The organism is Rhodococcus sp. p52 (genome assembly GCF_000763325.2).
Taxonomy (GTDB): Bacteria; Actinomycetota; Actinomycetes; order Mycobacteriales; family Mycobacteriaceae; genus Rhodococcus; species Rhodococcus pyridinivorans.
The window spans coordinates 2,344,998-2,362,256 of sequence record NZ_CP016819.1 but is presented as its reverse complement, the minus strand read 5'-3'; the positions used below and the strand labels follow the sequence as shown (position 1 = coordinate 2,362,256).

Here is a 17,259-nt window from a genome sequence, read left to right as displayed (position 1 = left end):
CGAGCACCTCCGCGCTTCTTCGTCCAGCATGGACCGGGCAGCTGAGAGTCGCATCAGAAGTACCCGCGATTCTGCTGTCGAATTCATTCGATCTCGGTGGGGTGTGTCTCTCCGTCGAGGGCCGGTGTGCCGGGCAGCACGATGCGGATCAGCGCGCCGCCCCGATTCGACCGTTCGACGGCGATCGTCCCGCCGTGCTTCGTGACCATCTGTCGCACGATGGCCAGTCCCAGACCGGATCCCGGCATCGACCGCGCGGTCGTCGCCCGGTAGAACCGTTCGAACACCAGTTCGCGTTCCTCCTCCGGGATCCCCGGGCCGGCGTCGTCGACGGTCAGCTCCATCAGACCGCTGGCGATCTGCCGCATGTTCACGACGACGTCTTCCCCCGCCGGGCTCCACTTGGCCGCGTTGTCGAGGACGTTGACCACGGCGCGGGTGAGTCCGGCCTGGTCGCCGAAGACGAACCACTGCTCGGTGGTGGCCCGGAACTCGATGTCGGTACGCCGTCGACGCGCACGTTCGAGACTGCGGTCCACCACCTCGGCGACGTCGACGACCTCGAAGACCGTCTCCGGCGCATCCTCACGAGCGAGGTCGACGAGATCGCCGACGAGCGTCGACAACTCCTCGATCTGGCCGATGACGTCGGCCCGCAGCTCGGCCATGTCCTCGTCGGGCAGGCTCGGTGCACCGGGACGGCTCGCGGCGATGAGCAGTTCCATGTTGGTGCGCAGCGAGGTCAGGGGTGTCTTCAGTTCGTGGCCGGCGTCGGCGACCAGCCGGCTCTGCCGTTCTCGCGACTCGGCGAGCGCACGCAGCATCATGTTGAAGCTCTCGGTGAGGCGGGCGAGCTCGTCGTGGCCGGTCACCCGGATGGGCCGCAGGTCGTCGGTGCGCGCGACCCGCTCGGCGGCGGCGGGGAGCCGGGCGACGGGACGCAGACCGGTGCGGCCGACGGTCGCGCCGACGGCGGCGGCGAGCACCACCCCGCACCCGCCGACGATGAACAGCACACTCGCCAGGCGGTTGAGGATCTCGACGGTGGGACGCAGTCGCTGCGCGATCACGACCGTGCTGCCGTCGGGCATGCGCTGGGCCAGTACGCGCTGCTGGGCGACGGTGCGCAGCGACGACTCCCGGTCGCCCTCGGCCACCGCCAGTTCGGGTTCGCCGATGGGCACCGACGAGCCCGGCGGCACGTACCTGCCGAGATCCGGGTAGATCAGGGCAACGCTGATGTCGGAGCTGTAGAGCTGGGCCCCACCGATGTAGCGCGGGTCGTAGGTGATGAGGGTGCTCGACTCGACGAGCGCGGCGGCCCGCGCCCGCAACTGGGTGTCGACCTCCGAGTACAACGCCCGCGAGACCACGGCGTAGGCCGCGATGGAGGTGACGGCGACGGCGAGCGCCACTGCGCCGGCCGCGAGAAGCGTGACGCGGATGCGCAGCGGCACCGAGCGGGTCAGGAGAAGAGGTGGTCGCATCAGGTCGCTCACGGCGGGGTCTCGCGCAGCACGTACCCGACGCCGCGCACCGTGTGGATCAGGCGCGGTTCCCCACCGGCCTCGGTCTTGCGTCGCAGATACCCCACGTAGACCTCGAGGGCGTTGCCGGAGGTCGGGAAGTCGTAACCCCACACCTCCTCGAGGATGCGGCTGCGCGTGAGGACCCTCCTCGGGTTTGCCATGAGCATCTCCATCAGGGAGAACTCGGTGCGGGTGAGGCTGATCGGCCGGTCGCCGCGAGTGACCTCGCGGGTCGCAGGGTCGAGGCTGAGGTCGGCGAACCGCAGCACCTCGTCGGCGGACGAGTCCGGGTCGGGCGCGGCACGACGCAGCAGCGCCCGCAGTCGCGCGAGCAGTTCCTCGAGCGCGAACGGTTTCGGCAGGTAGTCGTCGGCCCCCGCGTCGAGACCCGCGACCCGCTCCGAGACGGAGTCGCGCGCCGTGAGGACGAGGATCGGCAGGTCGTCGCCGGTGCTGCGGAGCCGGCGGCACACTTCGAGACCGTCGACGCGCGGCATCATGACGTCGAGCACCATCGCATCCGGACGCGACGTCGCGACCTGTTCGAGGGCGTCCTGCCCGTCCGTCGCGAGGTCGACCGTGTATCCGTTGAAGCTCAGTGACCGGCGCAGCGACTCCCGCACTGCACGGTCGTCGTCGACCACCAGAATGCGCATGATCACCATTGTGGCCTGCGCCTACTGAGAGCGCGCTGAGAACCCGCGGTGGCCGGCGGGCTCTACGACTCAGTCGGTCCGCGGGTCGACCTCACCCCTGTGCACGGCCTCGACGAGCCTGCGGGGCACCTTCACGGTCGTTCCGTCGACCGTGATCGGCACGAGATCGGGGACCTTCGCCGTCCACTGCGACCGGCGGTGACGGGTGTTGGAGCGGGACTTCCTGCGTTTGGGGACTGCCATGTGGTTCTCCTTCGATGTCGGGACGTGCGGGATCAGGGTCGGCGCCGGCCGTACTTGCGTTCGAACTTCTCGACGCGACCGGCGGTGTCGAGCAGGCGGGCGGCGCCCGTCCAGAACGGATGCGAGTCGCTTGTGACGTCGACGACGATCAGCGGGTAGGTAAGGCCGTCCGACCAGACGGTCGTGCGTTCGGATGTCGCGGTGGAGCGGGTCAGGAAGGTGGCGCCGGTGTTGGCGTCCTGGAAGACCACGGGGTGGTAGTCGGGATGCAGGCCTGATTTCATCGGTGTCCTTCTCTCTCGTTGTCGCGGCGGTCTGCCGGGAGGTCGTCACAAGGGTCTTCGTGGAATCGGCCGAAGGGGTCGCGCCAGGTCGGCCACAGATCGGGGCGGGCGAACTCGTCGTCTGTCACGACCGCCGCGCGCAGCGTGCGGTCGATGAGTTCCGAGTCGGCGTCGTGGACGAGGACGACGATGCTCGTGTCCCGGTCGCCGTAGCGTTCGTCCCAGCGCAGCGACGCCATCGCGCGGCGTTCCGCCGGGATCTCGCGCTGCTGATCGGGAGTCATCGACGCGAGCCATGGCCCCGCGTGAGCGACCCGCAGTCCTCCACCGGCTGATTCGACGAGCAGCGCATTGTCGGGTTGGGTGGCGACCCACAGTCGCCCGCGGGCGCGCACGACGCCGTCGAGCAGCACGTCGATCGCGTGGTGGAGACGTTCCGGATGGAACGGCCGGTCGGCGGAGAACTCGACGAGGCGGATTCCGCAGTCGTCGTCGAGAGGCGGTTGACCTCGCAGGAGAGGCGAGTGCGCCCCGTCGATCGCCCCCCGACGAGCGGTGGCGGGTATCTCCCGGAGGAGCCGCTCGACGTCCGGTTCCCCCGCCCACGCGATCGGCGCGTCCGGGGCGAGTCGGGTGAGCACCGCGTGCAGGCGCGCCTGCTGCCAGCCGTCCGCTCCGGGGAGCACCACCAGCGCATCGGCGAACTCGACCTGGCCGACGACGACCTGCGCCAGGGTGCGGTCGTCGTCGACACGCTCGTTCAGTTCGTCGTCGCCCGTCGCGTCCTCGAGCCAGGTTGCGGCGTCGAGGCAGGTCACGACGCCGTCCACCCGGACATCGAGGGACGCGGGTCCGTCGACACGACCGACGATCCCGCTCACCACGACATGTTCGACTGCCCAGCACAATGCCTCGGGTTCGAGTTGCGGGTCGAGGTGCAGCACGATCCGGTCGACGCTGCTGTAGTCGCGCATGCGGCGCAGAAGCGGCAGCAGATCCTCGCGCAGTGTGCAGGAGACGCACCCGTGCGCGAGTTCGAGGATCTCGGTGCGTTCATCCTCGACGGTGAGCACGGAGCGGCGGAGTACGCCCTGGTCGAGACCGGACAGGTCATGGTGGACGACCGCGGTGCCCGGACGCAGTAGTGACCGCGCGGCCTGCGCAGTCCGTCCGCGCCATCCGCAGACGATGACGAGCGGCGTCCTGATGTCCACAGCATCCCTTTCGATAACGATTGTCATTAACGATGTCGAAGCGTACAGTTGGCGGCGCACTTTGTCGAAAATGATTGTCGTTACCTACGAAAGGAGCCGACGTGTCGGCCACGTGCCAACTCACCGGGCGGCGACCCGGTTTCGGGAGATCCGTATCGCACTCCCATGTCCGCACCAACCGGCGGTGGAACCCGAACATCCAGCGCAGAACCTATTTCGTACCCTCGCTCGGACGCCGGGTCGCGCTGAACCTGTCCACCAAGGGCATCAAGATCGTCGACCGCGACGGCATCGAGAGCGTTGTCGCACGTCTGCGTGCCCGCGGGGAGAAGTTCTGATGGCAGCACGCAGCGAGATCCGGCCCGTCGTCAAGCTTCGCTCGACCGCCGGGACCGGCTACACCTACGTCACCCGGAAGAACCGCCGGAACGATCCCGACCGTCTCGTCCTGCGCAAGTACGACCCCGTGCTGCGCAGACACGTCGACTTCCGCGAGGAGAAGTAGTCGTGGCGAAGAAATCGAAGATCGCACGCAACGAGCAACGGAAGGCGATCGTGGCCCGGTACGCCGAGCGCCGCGCGGAACTGAAGGAGGTCGTGCGCCGACCGTCGTCCTCGCCCGAAGAGCGCAGCGAAGCCCAGCGGGCACTGCAGCGTCTACCCCGCGACGCCAGTCCGGTACGATTGCGCAATCGAGACGCTGCGGACGGCCGCCCGCGCGGCCACCTGCGAAAGTTCGGGCTCTCACGAGTGCGTGTGCGTGAACTCGCCCACCGCGGGGAACTACCCGGCGTCCACAAGTCGAGCTGGTGAGGAGCGAGATATGGCAGTCAAGCGAGGACCGTCGAAGAAGTCGCGTGCCGTAGAGGGACGCAAGCCCAAGAAGAACCCCCTCTTCGCGGCGAAGATCGAGTACGTCGACTACAAGGACGTCAATCTGCTCCGCACCTTCATCTCCGACCGCGGCAAGATCCGCAGCCGTCGCGTCACGGGCCTGACCCCGCAGCAGCAGCGTCAGGTGGCCGTCGCGGTGAAGAACGCCCGTGAGATGGCCTTGCTCCCCTACGTCAGCAGCAAGTAGGTCGTAGCTTCCGACGCCGCCTCTCCCCATCGGGAGGGGCGGCGTCGTCGTATGTGCACCCGAGACCGGTGTTGTTTTCGAAGATCGGCCGAGAATCACAAACAACACCGGTCTCGACGCTCGCTGCGGTCCGATGGCGGGACGACACTCCGGGGTCCTTAGACTAGGCAACCGTGTCGGGTGTGATCGCGGGGTTCAGTGTCATCTTCGTGATCATCGCCATCGGCTTCACGCTGGGGCGCCTGGGCACCCTCGGGCACGAGGCGCAGACGGTGCTCAGCCGGCTCGTCTTCTTCGTCGCCACCCCCGCGCTGCTGTTCGACGTGCTCGCGACGTCCGACCTGTCGGTGATCTTCTCGCCCAATCTCTACATCGCAGCGGCCACGGCGTTCGCCGTCGCGATCGTGCACTTCGTCGTCGCGAAGCTCTGGCTGCGACGTGCGGTTCCCGAGGCGACCATCGGCGCGCTGTGCGCCGGCTACGTCAACTCCGCGAACCTCGGCATCCCCATTGCGGTCTTCGTGCTCGGCGACGCGTCGTTCGTCGCGCCCCTGTTGTTGTTCCAGATCGTCGTGCTCTCCCCCATCGCGCTGACGATGCTCGACCTGTCGACGATGCGCGCCGGGGTCTCGCTCCTCGACACCCTGCTCGCGCCGTTCAAGAACCCCATCGTCCTGGCCGCCGCGGCCGGACTCGCCATCGCGATCAGCGAGTGGACGCCTCCCGAGGCGTTGCTGCAGCCGTTCCATCTGCTCGGCGGCGCGTCGGTGCCCGGTGCGCTGCTCGCGTTCGGATTGTCGCTGCAGGGCGTCCGGGTGCTCGAGAAGGGGACGAGCCCGCGCCGCGACATCGCGCTCGCCTCGGTGCTCAAGATCCTCGCCCAGCCGGTGCTCGCGTATCTGATGGGGCGTTTCGTGTTCGGCCTCGACGGCCATGCGCTGTTCGCCGTCGTGGTGGTCGCCGCGCTTCCCACCGCGCAGAACGTGTTCGTCTACGCGAGCGCATACGGTCGCGGCACGGTGCTCGCCCGCGACGCCGCCCTCGTCACCACCATCGCCTCCATCCCTGCGATCGGCGTGACCGCCGCCCTGCTGGCGTGATGAACACGCGACACGGGAATACCGTGGGAACCATGCGTTCCGTCGTCCGTGCTTGCCGGGGAATCACCGTCCTCGCGATGTGCCTGCTCATCGCGGCCTGCGGATCGAGTTCGGGTACACCGGACGTCCCCGCGCTGCCCGAGGAACCGGTTCCGGCAGGGGCGACGGCGTTCTCGGCGCGACCCGACATCGTCGATGCGCATCCGCTGACGATCCTGTCGTGGTCGCGGGTGAGCGACGACCGGATCGCCCTGCACTTCGAGACGGGCACCCCCGAGTGCTTCGGCGTCGACGCGACCGTCACCGAAACGGACGACACGGTGACGGTGACGCTCCTCGGCGGCACGCTGCCGGAGATGCAGGACCGCATGTGCATCATGGTCGCCGTCGTCGGCGCCCTCGAGGTCTCCTTGCAGTCGCCGCTCGGCGACCGGGTCGTGACCGCCGGCGCCTGACATATGCCGCATCCTCCGCGTCACTGGCTGCTGTACCTGTGCTTGTCCACGGCCCTGCTGCACGCGGCCTTCCAGTCGATCCGCGTCCTGGTCTCCTACCGGATCCTCGCGCTCGGCGGTGACGCGACGACCATCGGTGCCGTCACCGCGCTCTACGCCATCGTCCCGCTGATCGCGGCGGTGCGGATGGGACGCGCCGTGGACCGCGGGCACACGACCGCCATTCTGCGTTCGGGCATCGTCGTCACCACGGTCGGTGCCGGGTTGATCGCTCTCAGTTCGGGATTGTTCGTGCTCGCCGCCGGCAACGTCGTGCTCGGTCTCGGACAGTTGCTCGTCACGGTGTCGGGGCAGGCATTCGTGTCGATCCTGTCGCCGCCGGGGCAACTGGATCGCGGGTTCGCCGGTCTCACGCTGGGTGTGTCGGTCGGTCAGGCCGTCGGTGTGCCCGTCGCCGGCGTGATCGCCGCGACCACCGGCGACGGCAACGGCTCCGTCGAGACCACTGGAGCGTTGCTGGTCATGACGGTGTTTTCGCTGCTCTCCCTGCCGCTGGTGCTGGGGCTCCGCGAGCCGCCCGGCTCCGGTCGCACCGCGGAGGACGGCGCGCCGCAGTCGATCCTGTCGATGCTCGCGACGAAGGGCATGAAGCCCGCAATGCTGTCGAGCCTGGTGGTCCTCGCCTCGGTCGACCTGGTCGTGGCCTACCTGCCGTTGCTCGGTGAGCAGTTCGGGTTCGGTGTGCTCCTGGTGTCGATCCTGCTCACCGCCCGCACCATGGCGTCGATCGTCTCGCGTGCTCTGCTGCCGTGGGCGTTGCGCCGGATTCCGCGCAGGTGGCTGCTCGTCTCCGCGACCGCCGGGACCATCGTGCCGGTCGCGCTGCTGCCGCTCGTGCCGAATCCCTGGGTCATCGGCGCGTTGCTCGCCGTGTGCGGAATGTTCTGGGGCGTCGGCCAACCCCTGACGATGACGTGGGTGGTCGAACTCGTCGCACCGGCCGACCGCGCGTCGGCGCTGGCGGTGCGATTGACCGGCAACCGTCTCGGGCAGGTCGCGGTACCCATGGTGGCCGGCGCGATCGCCGGGGTCGCCGGTGTCGCGTCGATCTTCTGGGTGACCGCCGCCCTGCTGTCCGCCGCCGCGACGACCACGTGGCGGTCGGTGCGCCACTGAGTTCCCGGGGCGCCTCGCGCCGAGTTCCTACGACCGCCGACGGGCCCGCACGTAGTCGGCGACGACCGCCGCCCCGAGACCGTCGACATCGGGCGCGACCACTCGTCCCCCGACGCGACGCGCCAGCACGTCGACGACCCGCGCGAGCCCAGGATCGCTGCCGAGCCGGAAGATCGTGACCTGGGCGCCGAGCCGCGCGATGTGGTCGAGTTCGCGCACCGTCAGCCCCAGAGTGCGTGCGCTCGGCGGGTAGTCGAAGGCCGCGAAGCCGTCCGGTTCGAGGTGAGCGGTGGGTTCACCATCGGTGACGACGAAGACCACCGGCTGCGCGTTGGGATGTCGACGCAGGTGACGACCCGCGAGCATCAGGGCGTGGTGCAGATTGGTGCCCTGCTCGTAGACGCCGTCGAGCCCGGCGAGTTCGGGCGCCGACACCACACGGGCGTGCCGGCCGAACGCGATGAGCTGCAGCGCATCCCCGCGGAAGCGCGTGGACACGAGATGCTCGAGCGCGAGGGCCGTGCGTTTCATCGGCACCCAGCGACCGTCCATGACCATCGAGAACGACGTGTCGACGAGCAGCGCGACCGCCGCCTGCGTCCGCTGCTCGGTCTCGATCACCTCGACGTCCTGCACCGACATCCGCACCGGCAGACCGGGACTGCGCAGGGTCGCGTTGGTGAGGGTCCGTACGACGTCCCACGGTTCGGTGTCGCCGAACTCCCATGCCTTCGACGCGCCGGTCGGTTCGCCGAGCACCCCCGCCCGCCGCGACTCGCGTTGCCCGGTGCGCGACGAGATGCGGTTGACGACGTCGCGCAGCGCCGCTTCGCCGAGCCGGCGCATGGCCTTGGGCGACAGTCGCCACTGCCCGTCGGCACCGCGGTCGAAGAAGCCCTGTCGCTGCAGTTCTTTCTCGAGCTCGGCGAGGGTGCGTGCATCGGCCGCGGCCTCGGGTCCGAGATGACGGGCGAGCGCGTCGAGGTCGATGTCGTCGAGGGACGCCCCGGCGTACTGCTGCGACAGCTGCTCGGCGAGCTGGTCGAGTTCGGACAACTCCTGCAGCGCCGAGGTGGCCTCGCCGAGACCCATGCCCTGTTCGCCGCGCACCTGCTCGGAGCCGGTCCAGTCCTCGCCGGGACGCGCGGCCCGCAGGTGGCCGTCGAGACGGTCGAGCTGGCTCATCAGATCCGGGGATCCGAACGCCTGCTGTGCGAGAGCGTCGAGTTCGTCGCGCTGCTCGGGGGTGAGGGAGTTGCGCAGCCGCTGCGCCGCCGCGGCCCGCTGTGCGAGGGAGTCGAGCAGTTCCTCGACGTTCTGCGGGTTCTCCGGGAAGAACTCGCCGTGCTGGGCCATGAACTGCTCGAAGTCCTCCTCGGTGTCCTCACCGCGGGAGTGCTTGTCGAGCAGGTCGTTGAGGTCCTCGAGCATCTCCGAGATGCGTTGCCGGTCCTCGTCGGTGGCCCCCTCGAGCGCCTGCTTCATCCCGGAGAAGCGCTGGTCGAGCATCTCCCGGCCGAGCAGGTCGCGGATCTTCTCGTAATCCTGTCGGGCCTGCGCGCTGCGCCAGTCGTAGTCGGCGAGTTCCTGCACGGCCTGCGCCGTCGACGGCGGCAGTTCCTCGATCCGCATCTCGGCGAACCGCGCGTCGTCGTCGAGGGCCCTGGCCAGTTCTTTGCGTTCCTCGAGCACGGCGCGATCGAGAAGCTCGCGCACCTCCTGGAGGGTGCCGTCGAGGTTGGTGCGGTCGAGCAGCTGCCGTCGACGCCGATTCGCCTGCGCGGCAAGCTTGTCGAGGCCACGCATACCGTCGTGACCGCGGCGCAGCAACTCCCGCAGGGCGCGCTTGGGTGAGGCGCCGGCCATGACGTCGTCGCCGATCGCGGCGAGCGCGTCGCGCAGGTCCACCGGTGGGGCGAGCGGATCGCCCCCGGTATACGGACCGTAGCGGGCGGACCTGCTCATCGGGAGTACACCGCCGAGCCGTCGTCGCCGGTGTCCTTGGCGATGCGCCGTGCCAGATACAGACCTTCGAGGGCGAGTTCCACTGCCGCAGCGCGACTTCCGGTGTCGGTGGCACCGAGCCGTTCGGCGACGGCATCGAGCACAGGCAGTTCGGGGAGTTCGTCGAGCAGCACCTTCGCGGTGATCCGCTCACCGGTGACCACCGGCTCGCCCTGCTCGACGGCGGAGACGAGCGGCCCGAGATCGACGCCCGCGAGTCGCGAGCGGGCCGTTTCGGCCGTCGCGCGCCGGAGGAGATGATCGAGGATCTCGAATTCCCTTCCTTCCTCGCCGGATTCGAACTCGACCTTGCCTCGGAGCACCTCCACGACGGTGCCGAGATCGACGGGACGCGCGACCGGATCGTCCTCGCCGAGGACCGCACCGCGATGCAGGGCCGCGGCCGAGACGGTCTCGGCGCCGGCGACGGCGAACCGTGCAGAGACACCCGAACGCTGGTCGACGGACGTCGATTCGCGCAGCAGCCGGGTGAACCGTGCCAGGATCTCGAGCAGATAGTCGGGGACGCGGGCCTGCAGATGCGCCTCCTGCTCGATGACGGCGATCTCGTCCTCGAGTCGCGTCGGGTAGTGCGTGCGGATCTCCGCTCCGAAGCGGTCCTTGAGCGGAGTGATGATGCGGCCGCGATTCGTGTAGTCCTCGGGGTTCGCACTCGCCACGAGCAACACGTCGAGGGGCAGGCGCAACGTGTAACCGCGCACCTGGGTGTCGCGTTCCTCCATGACGTTGAGCAGCGACACCTGGATGCGTTCGGCCAGGTCGGGCAGTTCGTTGACGGCGACGATGCCGCGGTGCGCGCGGGGCACGAGACCGAAGTGGATCGTCTCCGGATCACCGAGGCTGCGGCCCTCGGCGACCTTCACGGGGTCGACGTCGCCGACGAGGTCGGCGACCGAAGTGTCGGGCGTCGCGAGCTTCTCGGCGTACCGCTCGCTGCGGTGCCGCCACGCGACGGGCAGGTCGTCGCCGAGTTCGGCGGCCCGGCGGATCGACGCCGGGGGGATGGGCTCGTAGGGATGCTCGCCGAGCTCCGAACCGGCGATGACCGGGGTCCATTCGTCGAGCAGCAGCGGCAGGGGACGTAGCAGGCGGGTCTTGCCCTGACCGCGTTCGCCGAGCAGGACCACGTCGTGACCGGCGATGAGGGCGCGTTCGAGCTGCGGGACGACGGTGTCCTCGAAACCGAGGATGCCGGGCCACGGACCGGTACCGTCGCGCAGCGCAGCGAGCAGGTTGTGCCGGATCTCGTCCTTGACGGACCGTTGCACGTGGCCGGAGGCGCGGAGCTCGCCGACCGTGGAGGGGCGCGGTGTGGGTGACGTCACCTCACCCAAGGTACGACCGAACCGCCGTTTCGGCATCCGCGATCCCGCGACCGGTCCGCCTACACTCGCCGCATGGACACCTGGATCCTGGCGGCCCTGCTCGGGCTGGGGCTCGCGGCCGCCACCGGGCTGCGCACCTTCCTGCCGCTGCTGCTCCTGTCGGCCGCGGTCCACTTCGAACTCTTCGGGGTCGTCCTCAACGAATCGATGCAGTGGCTCGGGTCCACCTCGGCGCTCGTCGCCCTGACGATCGCCACCGCCGTGGAGGTCGTCGCCGACCTCGTGCCGCTCGTGGACAACGCACTGTCCGCCCTCGGCACGGTGACCCGGCCGGTCGCGGGTGCGCTTGCGGCGTGGGCGGCCTTCGCGAGTCTCGATCCCGCGATGGCGGCACTCGCGGGCATCGTCATCGGCGCCCCGACCGCCCTGGCGGTGAGCACGGCGCAGACGGGCACGCGGGTCGCGAGTACCGCGACCACCGCCGGTTTCGGCAACCCGGTGCTGTCGATCGTCGAGAGCGTCGCCTCGTTCGTCACGTCGCTGATCGCGCTGCTCGCTCCCCTGCTCGTCGTCCCGCTGCTGGCGCTGTTCGGATGGCTCGGCGTACGGGGCTACCGTCGGGGACGCCGGGCCCGTTCGTCACGCACGAAACCGACGCCACACCGCGGCGCCCTCGACACGGGCCGGTCCGGCGACTTCTGATAGACACATGACATGTCGGACACCGAGATCACCTTTTCCAGCGGCGACGTGACCCTGCACGGCAGCCTGCGGGTACCCGTCTCCATGAGGGGTCCGGTGCCCGCCGTGCTGCTGCTCGCCGGCAGCGGTCCCACCGACCGCAACGGCGACAGCGCACTGCTCCCCGGATCGATCGGCACCCTGCGGCATCTCGCCGACGTGCTCGAACGCAAGGGATTCGCGAGTCTGCGCTACGACAAGCTCGGCAGCGGTGTGACCGCGCTCGGCCCGTACAGCGTCGAGGACGTCGCCGATCTCGGTTTCTCGACATTCATCGACGGCGCCGCCGATGCGCTCGCCTTCCTCGGTTCGCAGCGCGGGGTCGACCCGGAGCGGCTCTACGTCGTCGGGCACAGCGAGGGCGCGCTGATCGCGCTGTCGCTCGCCCAGGACAACGACTCGATCGCCGGACTCGGCCTGCTCGAACCGCTCGCCGTGCGCCTGCTCGACCTGCTGACCGCCCAGATCGACGCACAGCTCGACGCCGTCGTCGCCGCGGGACAACTTCCCGTCCAGATCGCCGATGAACTGCGGGTCGCGCTCACCGGCGCGGTCGAGTCGCTCCGCGCCGACGGCACCCTCAGCGACACTCTCCCCGAGCCGCTGCGCAACGCCGGGCTCGTCCCCACCAACGCGAAGGCACTCGCCGAGGAGGACGCGCTCGATCCGCGGATGCTCGCCGCACAGGTCGCCGGCGACCTGCCGGTGCTCACCGCGGTCTCGTCCAAGGACATCCAGGTGCGGGTCGAGGACGTCGACGCGCTCGACGCGGCACTCGTCCACACCCGTCTGACGTCGCTGCGCATGACGCGCACCAACCACGTGCTCAAGGACATCGGCGACCAGCAGTCGACGGGCGCCGACTACGTCGCCGACCTGCCCTTCTCCGACGAGTTCACGTCCGGTTTCGAGGCGTGGCTCGACAAGCTGAGGGGCTGATCGGCCCACCCCCACGCACGGACGACGCGGAAATAACAAATGTCCTTTCCGCGTTGTTCGTGTATGGTCATCCGTTAACCAACTGGTTCACATGAGAAAGGTACGGTCCGATGCGATACAAGCACATGTACGTAGCCGGTTGTTCCGTACCGTTTTCTCACTTCTTCTTCCACTTCGCGGCGGAGCGATCCCGAGAATAGAAGTCACACGACGACTCGTTCTCGGGCACTCGGGGCACATACGCCCCGGGTGCCCTTTCTCTATCCCCGACCGCGACCCGTACAAGATCACCTCGACAGGAGAAACACCATGAAACTGAGAATCGAATCCGGCGGCACCGTGTCGACCGAACTGCCCGACGACCTCACCGGTCACGCCATCACCATCGACCTGAGCCGGGTCGGCGGTACCGAGAGCGGCGCCGCCTCCGCGGATCTCATCCGCGAGCTGCTCGACCGCGGCGCTGCCAAGCTCGTCATCTCCGAGGGGCGCGGCAAGCGCACCGTCGAACCCACCGCGCACGACAACGGCACCCACGCGCACGCCGCCTGAGCGACGATGCGCGTGGGTGCCGCGCGTGTGTGTTCGTGACTAGTGCGCGAAGTGCCGCGCGCCGGTGAGGTACAGCGTCACGCCGGCCTCGCGAGCGGCCTCGATGACCTCGTTGTCGCGCACCGAGCCACCCGGCTGCACGATCGCCTTCACGCCGGCCTCGGTCAGCACCTGTAGACCGTCGGCGAACGGGAAGAAGGCATCCGACGCGGCCACCGACCCGGCGACACGATCACCCGCACGGGTGACGGCGAGTCGCGCCGAGTCGACGCGGTTGACCTGACCCATGCCGACACCGACGGTCGCGCCGCCCGAGGCCAGCAGGATCGCGTTGGACTTCACTGCACGGCATGCGCGCCAGGCGAATTCGAGATCGCGCAGCGTGGCCTCGTCGGCTGCCTCGCCGCACGCGAGCTGCCAGTTGGTGGTGGAGTCGCCGTCCGCGGTGAGCACGTCGCGCTCCTGCAGGAGCAGCCCGCCGGAGATCTGACGGATCTCGACCGGAGCCGACTTCGGCGAATCGGCGCGCAGGATGCGGATGTTCTTCTTGCGGGAGAGCACGTCGACAGCCCCGTCGGCGTACGACGGGGCGATGATCACCTCGGTGAAGATCTCGGCGACCTGCTCCGCCATCTCGACGCTCACCTCACGGTTGGCGGCGATGACGCCACCGAAGGCCGAGACCGGATCGCACTCGTGCGCGTTGCGGTGCGCGGTGGCGATGTCGTCGGCGATCGCGATGCCACACGGATTGGCGTGCTTGATGATCGCGACGCACGGCTCGCTGTGGTCGTGCGCGGCGCGCCAGGCGGCGTCGGCGTCCTGGTAGTTGTTGTAGGACATCTCCTTGCCGTGGAACTGCTCGGCCTGCGCGAGCCCCGGCTCACCGGCCTCGTTCACGTACAGGGCCGCGGCCTGGTGCGGGTTCTCGCCGTAGCGAAGGACATTCGCGCGGGTCCAGGTAGCGCCGGTCCACGCCGGGAACTGCGACTCGTCGCCCTCGGGCGCCGCGTAATCGCTGTTCATCCAGCTCGCCACCGCGACGTCGTAGGCGGCGGTGTGCTGGAACGCCTGCGCGGCAAGACGCTTTCGCTGCTCGAGGGTGAAACCGCCACCCTCGACGGCGGCGAGCACGTCACCGTAGGCGGCCGGGTCGACGACGACCGCGACCGACGGGTGGTTCTTCGCCGCGGCACGCACCATCGACGGGCCACCGATGTCGATCTGCTCGACGCACTCGTCGGGGCTCGCACCCGAGGCGACCGTCTGCGTGAACGGGTAGAGGTTCACGACGACGAGTTCGAACGCCTCGATGCCCAGATCGGCGATCTGATCGAGGTGGTCCTGCTTGCGGGTGTCGGCGAGGATGCCGGCGTGCACGCGCGGGTGCAGGGTCTTCACCCGGCCCTCGAGGCACTCGGGGAAGCCGGTCAGTTCCTCGACCTTCGTCACCGGCACACCTGCGTCGGCGATGGTCTTGGCCGTGGAGCCGGTCGAGACCAGCTCGACACCTGCCGCGTGGAGCCCTGTCGCCAGCTCCACCAGCCCGCTCTTGTCGTACACGCTGACCAGCGCGCGGCGCACAGTCTTACGTTCGGTCACCGGGGATCACGGCCTTTCGTCCATCGGAAACAACTCCACGGGTGGCGACGGCGGCGACCATCTCGGCCAGCAGCCGCCGCTCCACAACCTTGATGCGCTCGTGCAGGGTGTCCTCGTCGTCGTCGTCGAGCACCTGCACGGCTTCCTGCGCGAGGATCGGTCCGGTGTCGACTCCCCCGTCGACGAGATGCACCGTCGAACCGGTGACCTTGACGCCGTAGGCCAGGGCGTCGGCGACGGCGTGCGCGCCGGGGAACGACGGCAGCAGCGCGGGATGAGTGTTGATGATGCGGCCGGCGAACCGTTCCAGGAACGCCGAACCCAGGATCTTCATGAAGCCTGCGGACACCACGAGGTCGGGTTCGTGGGCGGCGACCGCGTCGGTCAGCGCGCGGTCCCACGCGGTGCGGTCCTCGAAGTCGCGCAACGCGACGCGGAACGAGGGGATCCCTTCGTCGGCGGCGTGCCCTTCGGCGGGGCATTCGCGGTCGACACCGACAGCGACGACTGTCGCGGGATATCCGTCGGTCCGGGTGGCGTCGAGCAGCGAACGCAAGAGGCTGCCCGTGCCCGAAGCGAGGACGACGAGCCGCGCCGGCGCGGTGGGCGGCAGCTGGTCACGCGAGGCAGTCAGGGTCCACTCCTGTGAAGTCGAGGTGGGTCGGCCGATCGACCGGCCGTAGGAGAGCCTAGTCGGCACCCTTTTCGGCCTTGTTCGCGACCTCCTCGGCGGGCTCGTCGTCGTCCTCGGCGTCATCCTCGTCGACGACCTCGACCACCTCGGCGTCGATGACGTCGTCGGCGTCCGCATCCTCTTCGAGGCTCTCCGCGTCGTCCTCGGCAGCCTCGTCCTCGTCGACTGCGGCGGCTTCGTCCTCGTCGACTTCTGCCACCTCGCGCTCGGCGGCGGTGGTGTCCTCTGCCACAGGAGCTTCGAGTGCCGAGGTCTCGTTCTCGGCCGCCTCGAGTTCTCCGTCGGCTCCTGCATCAGCGGCGTCGTCGGCCTCGGCCGCGTCCGTCGCATCCTCCGAGGTCTCCTCGTCCACCTCGGTGTCGGCGCGCAGTGCCACCGCGGCCAATCGTCCTTCGCGCCACACGAGCAGCTGCGCCGTGATGATGCCGAGCAGGCCCGACCAGGCGAAGACGAGGATGCCGGCGAGCCACCAGTTGGCGCCGACCGTGCCGAAGACGCCGAGCGGGCCGCCCGCAACCCAGGTCGCCAGCGCCGTGACGAGTCCGGCGCCCGCTGCGGCAGCGAGCACCGTCCATGAAGCGTCGGCGCTGCCCACCGGGGCACCGTCGGCCTTCGCCTGCAGGGTTCGCTGCGCGGCGAAACGTCCGAGCAGCGCACCGACCGTCGCCGGAACGGCCAGCAGCACCGGCCAGAACGCTGCGGCCGGACCCGAGGGGACCGCCGCGAGCACCGGCAGCGCCGGGAGGTCACCGCCCGTCGCCTCGAACAGGCTCAGGTGGATGTCGCCGACGTGCACGGTGCTGCCCGCCAGAACGGCCGCGGCACCGATGATGACGTTGGGCAGGTACAGGATCGACATCACCGTCAGCCCCAGCACGCCGGTCCAGTGATCCCCGCGCGCGAGCAGTTCACCGACGACGTTCCACGACCACAACAGTCCGGCGACGACCGCCACCCCACCGAGGGCGAACATCCCCAGCAGCACCCGCAGTGCCGGACGGAAGGCGAGCAGGAGCCAATCGGGAGCCGAGTAGTAGCGCACCAGCGGCTTCCACACACGGGAGCCGATACCGATGAGAGCCGCGGCCAGGTAGATGGCGGTGACCCACGCGAGCGCGGCAGCTGCATTCGGAGGCGTCACCGGCAGCACGCTCGCCGCATCCTGCAGCACGATCAGCGACGCCGCGGTCACCAGTAGCGGGCCGGCGAGGACGGCGACGGTGATGCGCGAGACATCCTGACGGTCGAGGGCGTACCCACTGTTCTCGACGAGCGCGTCGGCCGCGGACGCGCACCCGCGCGCCGCCTGCCATACCAGGACCGCGGTGGGCAGCAGCGGCAGCACACCGAGCGACGTGCCGTCGATCGTGAGCGTCACCTGGTGCAGTGCGAGCCACGTGCCGGCGATCGCAGCGTAGATGCCGGTGAGGTCGCTGTTGGCGACGACCATCGTCGTCACCACGATGGTGGCCACGACGGCGAGCGTCACCGCCGGAACGCGGGCGGCGGTGCCGAGCAGGATGCGAAACCGCTCCGGGTCCAGGCTGTCGTCGTCGGTTGGAACGTGCCGGGTAGACCGGCCGAGCGTCGAAGTCATCGGTTCGAGAGTGTCACCGACACGGCGATCGTGGTGTCAGGCGCGC

At 69.3% G+C, this 17,259-nt stretch carries 20 protein-coding genes; 10 read left to right on the top strand and 10 right to left on the bottom strand.

Annotated elements, in window-relative coordinates:
* Positions 1-83: 83 nt before the first annotated feature.
* From IM25_RS11055 to mrf, 5 genes are all read right to left on the bottom strand, one after another.
* Positions 84-1,487, bottom strand: coding sequence for a HAMP domain-containing sensor histidine kinase (locus tag IM25_RS11055; RefSeq protein WP_065996515.1), 1,404 nt, complete (start codon positions 1,485-1,487; stop codon positions 84-86).
* Between the two features lie 8 nt (positions 1,488-1,495).
* Positions 1,496-2,185, bottom strand: coding sequence for a response regulator transcription factor (locus IM25_RS11050; protein ID WP_006553783.1), 690 nt, complete (start codon positions 2,183-2,185; stop codon positions 1,496-1,498).
* Positions 2,186-2,254: 69 nt separating this feature from the next.
* Positions 2,255-2,428, bottom strand: a complete 174-nt coding sequence (gene rpmF / locus IM25_RS11045; RefSeq protein WP_006553782.1) for a 50S ribosomal protein L32 — start codon at positions 2,426-2,428, stop codon at positions 2,255-2,257.
* Between the two features lie 32 nt (positions 2,429-2,460).
* Positions 2,461-2,712, bottom strand: coding sequence for a type B 50S ribosomal protein L31 (locus tag IM25_RS11040; protein ID WP_006553781.1), 252 nt, complete (start codon positions 2,710-2,712; stop codon positions 2,461-2,463).
* The gene (gene mrf, locus IM25_RS11035; RefSeq protein ID WP_033098236.1) at positions 2,709-3,926 is read right to left on the bottom strand and encodes a ribosome hibernation factor-recruiting GTPase MRF; all 1,218 of its coding nucleotides are present in this window, start codon (positions 3,924-3,926) and stop codon (positions 2,709-2,711) included. The genes IM25_RS11040 and mrf overlap by 4 nt, the downstream gene beginning before the upstream one ends.
* A 101-nt stretch (positions 3,927-4,027) precedes the next feature.
* Here mrf and rpmB point away from each other — a divergent pair, with 101 nt between their 5' ends.
* The 7 genes from rpmB (at position 4,028) to IM25_RS11000 (ending at position 7,738) form a co-directional block, all read left to right on the top strand.
* On the top strand, positions 4,028-4,264 hold the full coding sequence (rpmB, locus tag IM25_RS11030; RefSeq protein WP_033098235.1) for a 50S ribosomal protein L28: 237 nt from the start codon (positions 4,028-4,030) through the stop codon (positions 4,262-4,264).
* Complete coding sequence (gene rpmG, locus IM25_RS11025; protein ID WP_006553778.1) at positions 4,264-4,431, top strand: 50S ribosomal protein L33; 168 nt, start codon at positions 4,264-4,266, stop codon at positions 4,429-4,431. Before rpmB ends, rpmG begins: the two co-directional genes overlap by 1 nt.
* A gap of 2 nt (positions 4,432-4,433) precedes the next feature.
* Positions 4,434-4,739, top strand: a complete 306-nt coding sequence (gene rpsN, locus IM25_RS11020) for a 30S ribosomal protein S14 (RefSeq protein ID WP_006553777.1) — start codon at positions 4,434-4,436, stop codon at positions 4,737-4,739.
* Between the two features lie 10 nt (positions 4,740-4,749).
* Positions 4,750-5,007 carry a 30S ribosomal protein S18 gene (gene rpsR, locus IM25_RS11015; RefSeq protein ID WP_006553776.1) on the top strand — a complete coding sequence of 86 codons (258 nt, stop codon included), beginning with the start codon at positions 4,750-4,752 and terminating at the stop codon, positions 5,005-5,007.
* 173 nt (positions 5,008-5,180) lie between these two features.
* Positions 5,181-6,107 carry an AEC family transporter gene (locus tag IM25_RS11010; protein WP_019288796.1) on the top strand — a complete coding sequence of 309 codons (927 nt, stop codon included), beginning with the start codon at positions 5,181-5,183 and terminating at the stop codon, positions 6,105-6,107.
* 32 nt (positions 6,108-6,139) lie between these two features.
* Positions 6,140-6,562: a hypothetical protein gene (locus IM25_RS11005; protein ID WP_019288797.1), complete on the top strand. Its 423-nt coding sequence runs from the start codon at positions 6,140-6,142 to the stop codon at positions 6,560-6,562.
* A 3-nt stretch (positions 6,563-6,565) separates the two neighbouring features.
* Positions 6,566-7,738, top strand: coding sequence for an MFS transporter (locus IM25_RS11000; RefSeq protein WP_033098234.1), 1,173 nt, complete (start codon positions 6,566-6,568; stop codon positions 7,736-7,738).
* A 27-nt stretch (positions 7,739-7,765) separates the two neighbouring features.
* Here IM25_RS11000 and IM25_RS10995 read toward each other — a convergent pair whose 3' ends face one another.
* Positions 7,766-9,703, bottom strand: coding sequence for a vWA domain-containing protein (locus IM25_RS10995; protein ID WP_033098233.1), 1,938 nt, complete (start codon positions 9,701-9,703; stop codon positions 7,766-7,768).
* On the bottom strand, positions 9,700-11,088 hold the full coding sequence (locus IM25_RS10990) for a sigma 54-interacting transcriptional regulator (protein WP_065996514.1): 1,389 nt from the start codon (positions 11,086-11,088) through the stop codon (positions 9,700-9,702). The genes IM25_RS10995 and IM25_RS10990 overlap by 4 nt, the downstream gene beginning before the upstream one ends.
* Before the next feature lie 72 nt (positions 11,089-11,160).
* On the opposite strand from IM25_RS10990, the gene IM25_RS10985 reads away from it, so the two are divergent.
* The 3 genes from IM25_RS10985 (at position 11,161) to IM25_RS10975 (ending at position 13,320) form a co-directional block, all read left to right on the top strand.
* Positions 11,161-11,790 (top strand): DUF4126 domain-containing protein, encoded by a 630-nt coding sequence (locus IM25_RS10985; RefSeq protein ID WP_065996036.1) that lies wholly within the window; start codon positions 11,161-11,163, stop codon positions 11,788-11,790.
* A gap of 12 nt (positions 11,791-11,802) precedes the next feature.
* On the top strand, positions 11,803-12,768 hold the full coding sequence (locus tag IM25_RS10980; protein WP_024103174.1) for an alpha/beta hydrolase: 966 nt from the start codon (positions 11,803-11,805) through the stop codon (positions 12,766-12,768).
* Positions 12,769-13,077: 309 nt separating this feature from the next.
* Positions 13,078-13,320 (top strand): hypothetical protein, encoded by a 243-nt coding sequence (locus IM25_RS10975; protein ID WP_006553768.1) that lies wholly within the window; start codon positions 13,078-13,080, stop codon positions 13,318-13,320.
* Positions 13,321-13,359: 39 nt separating this feature from the next.
* Here the strand turns inward: IM25_RS10975 and purH are convergent, their stop codons facing one another.
* The 3 genes from purH to IM25_RS10960 are packed head-to-tail and all read right to left on the bottom strand — an operon-like array spanning position 13,360 to position 17,213.
* A complete protein-coding gene (gene purH / locus IM25_RS10970; protein ID WP_006553767.1) occupies positions 13,360-14,922 on the bottom strand; it encodes a bifunctional phosphoribosylaminoimidazolecarboxamide formyltransferase/IMP cyclohydrolase in 1,563 nt (520 codons plus the stop codon).
* A complete protein-coding gene (gene purN / locus IM25_RS10965) occupies positions 14,909-15,556 on the bottom strand; it encodes a phosphoribosylglycinamide formyltransferase (RefSeq protein WP_024103172.1) in 648 nt (215 codons plus the stop codon). The genes purH and purN overlap by 14 nt, the downstream gene beginning before the upstream one ends.
* Before the next feature lie 55 nt (positions 15,557-15,611).
* Positions 15,612-17,213 (bottom strand): cell division protein PerM, encoded by a 1,602-nt coding sequence (locus IM25_RS10960; protein ID WP_065996035.1) that lies wholly within the window; start codon positions 17,211-17,213, stop codon positions 15,612-15,614.
* Positions 17,214-17,259 lie beyond the last annotated feature (46 nt).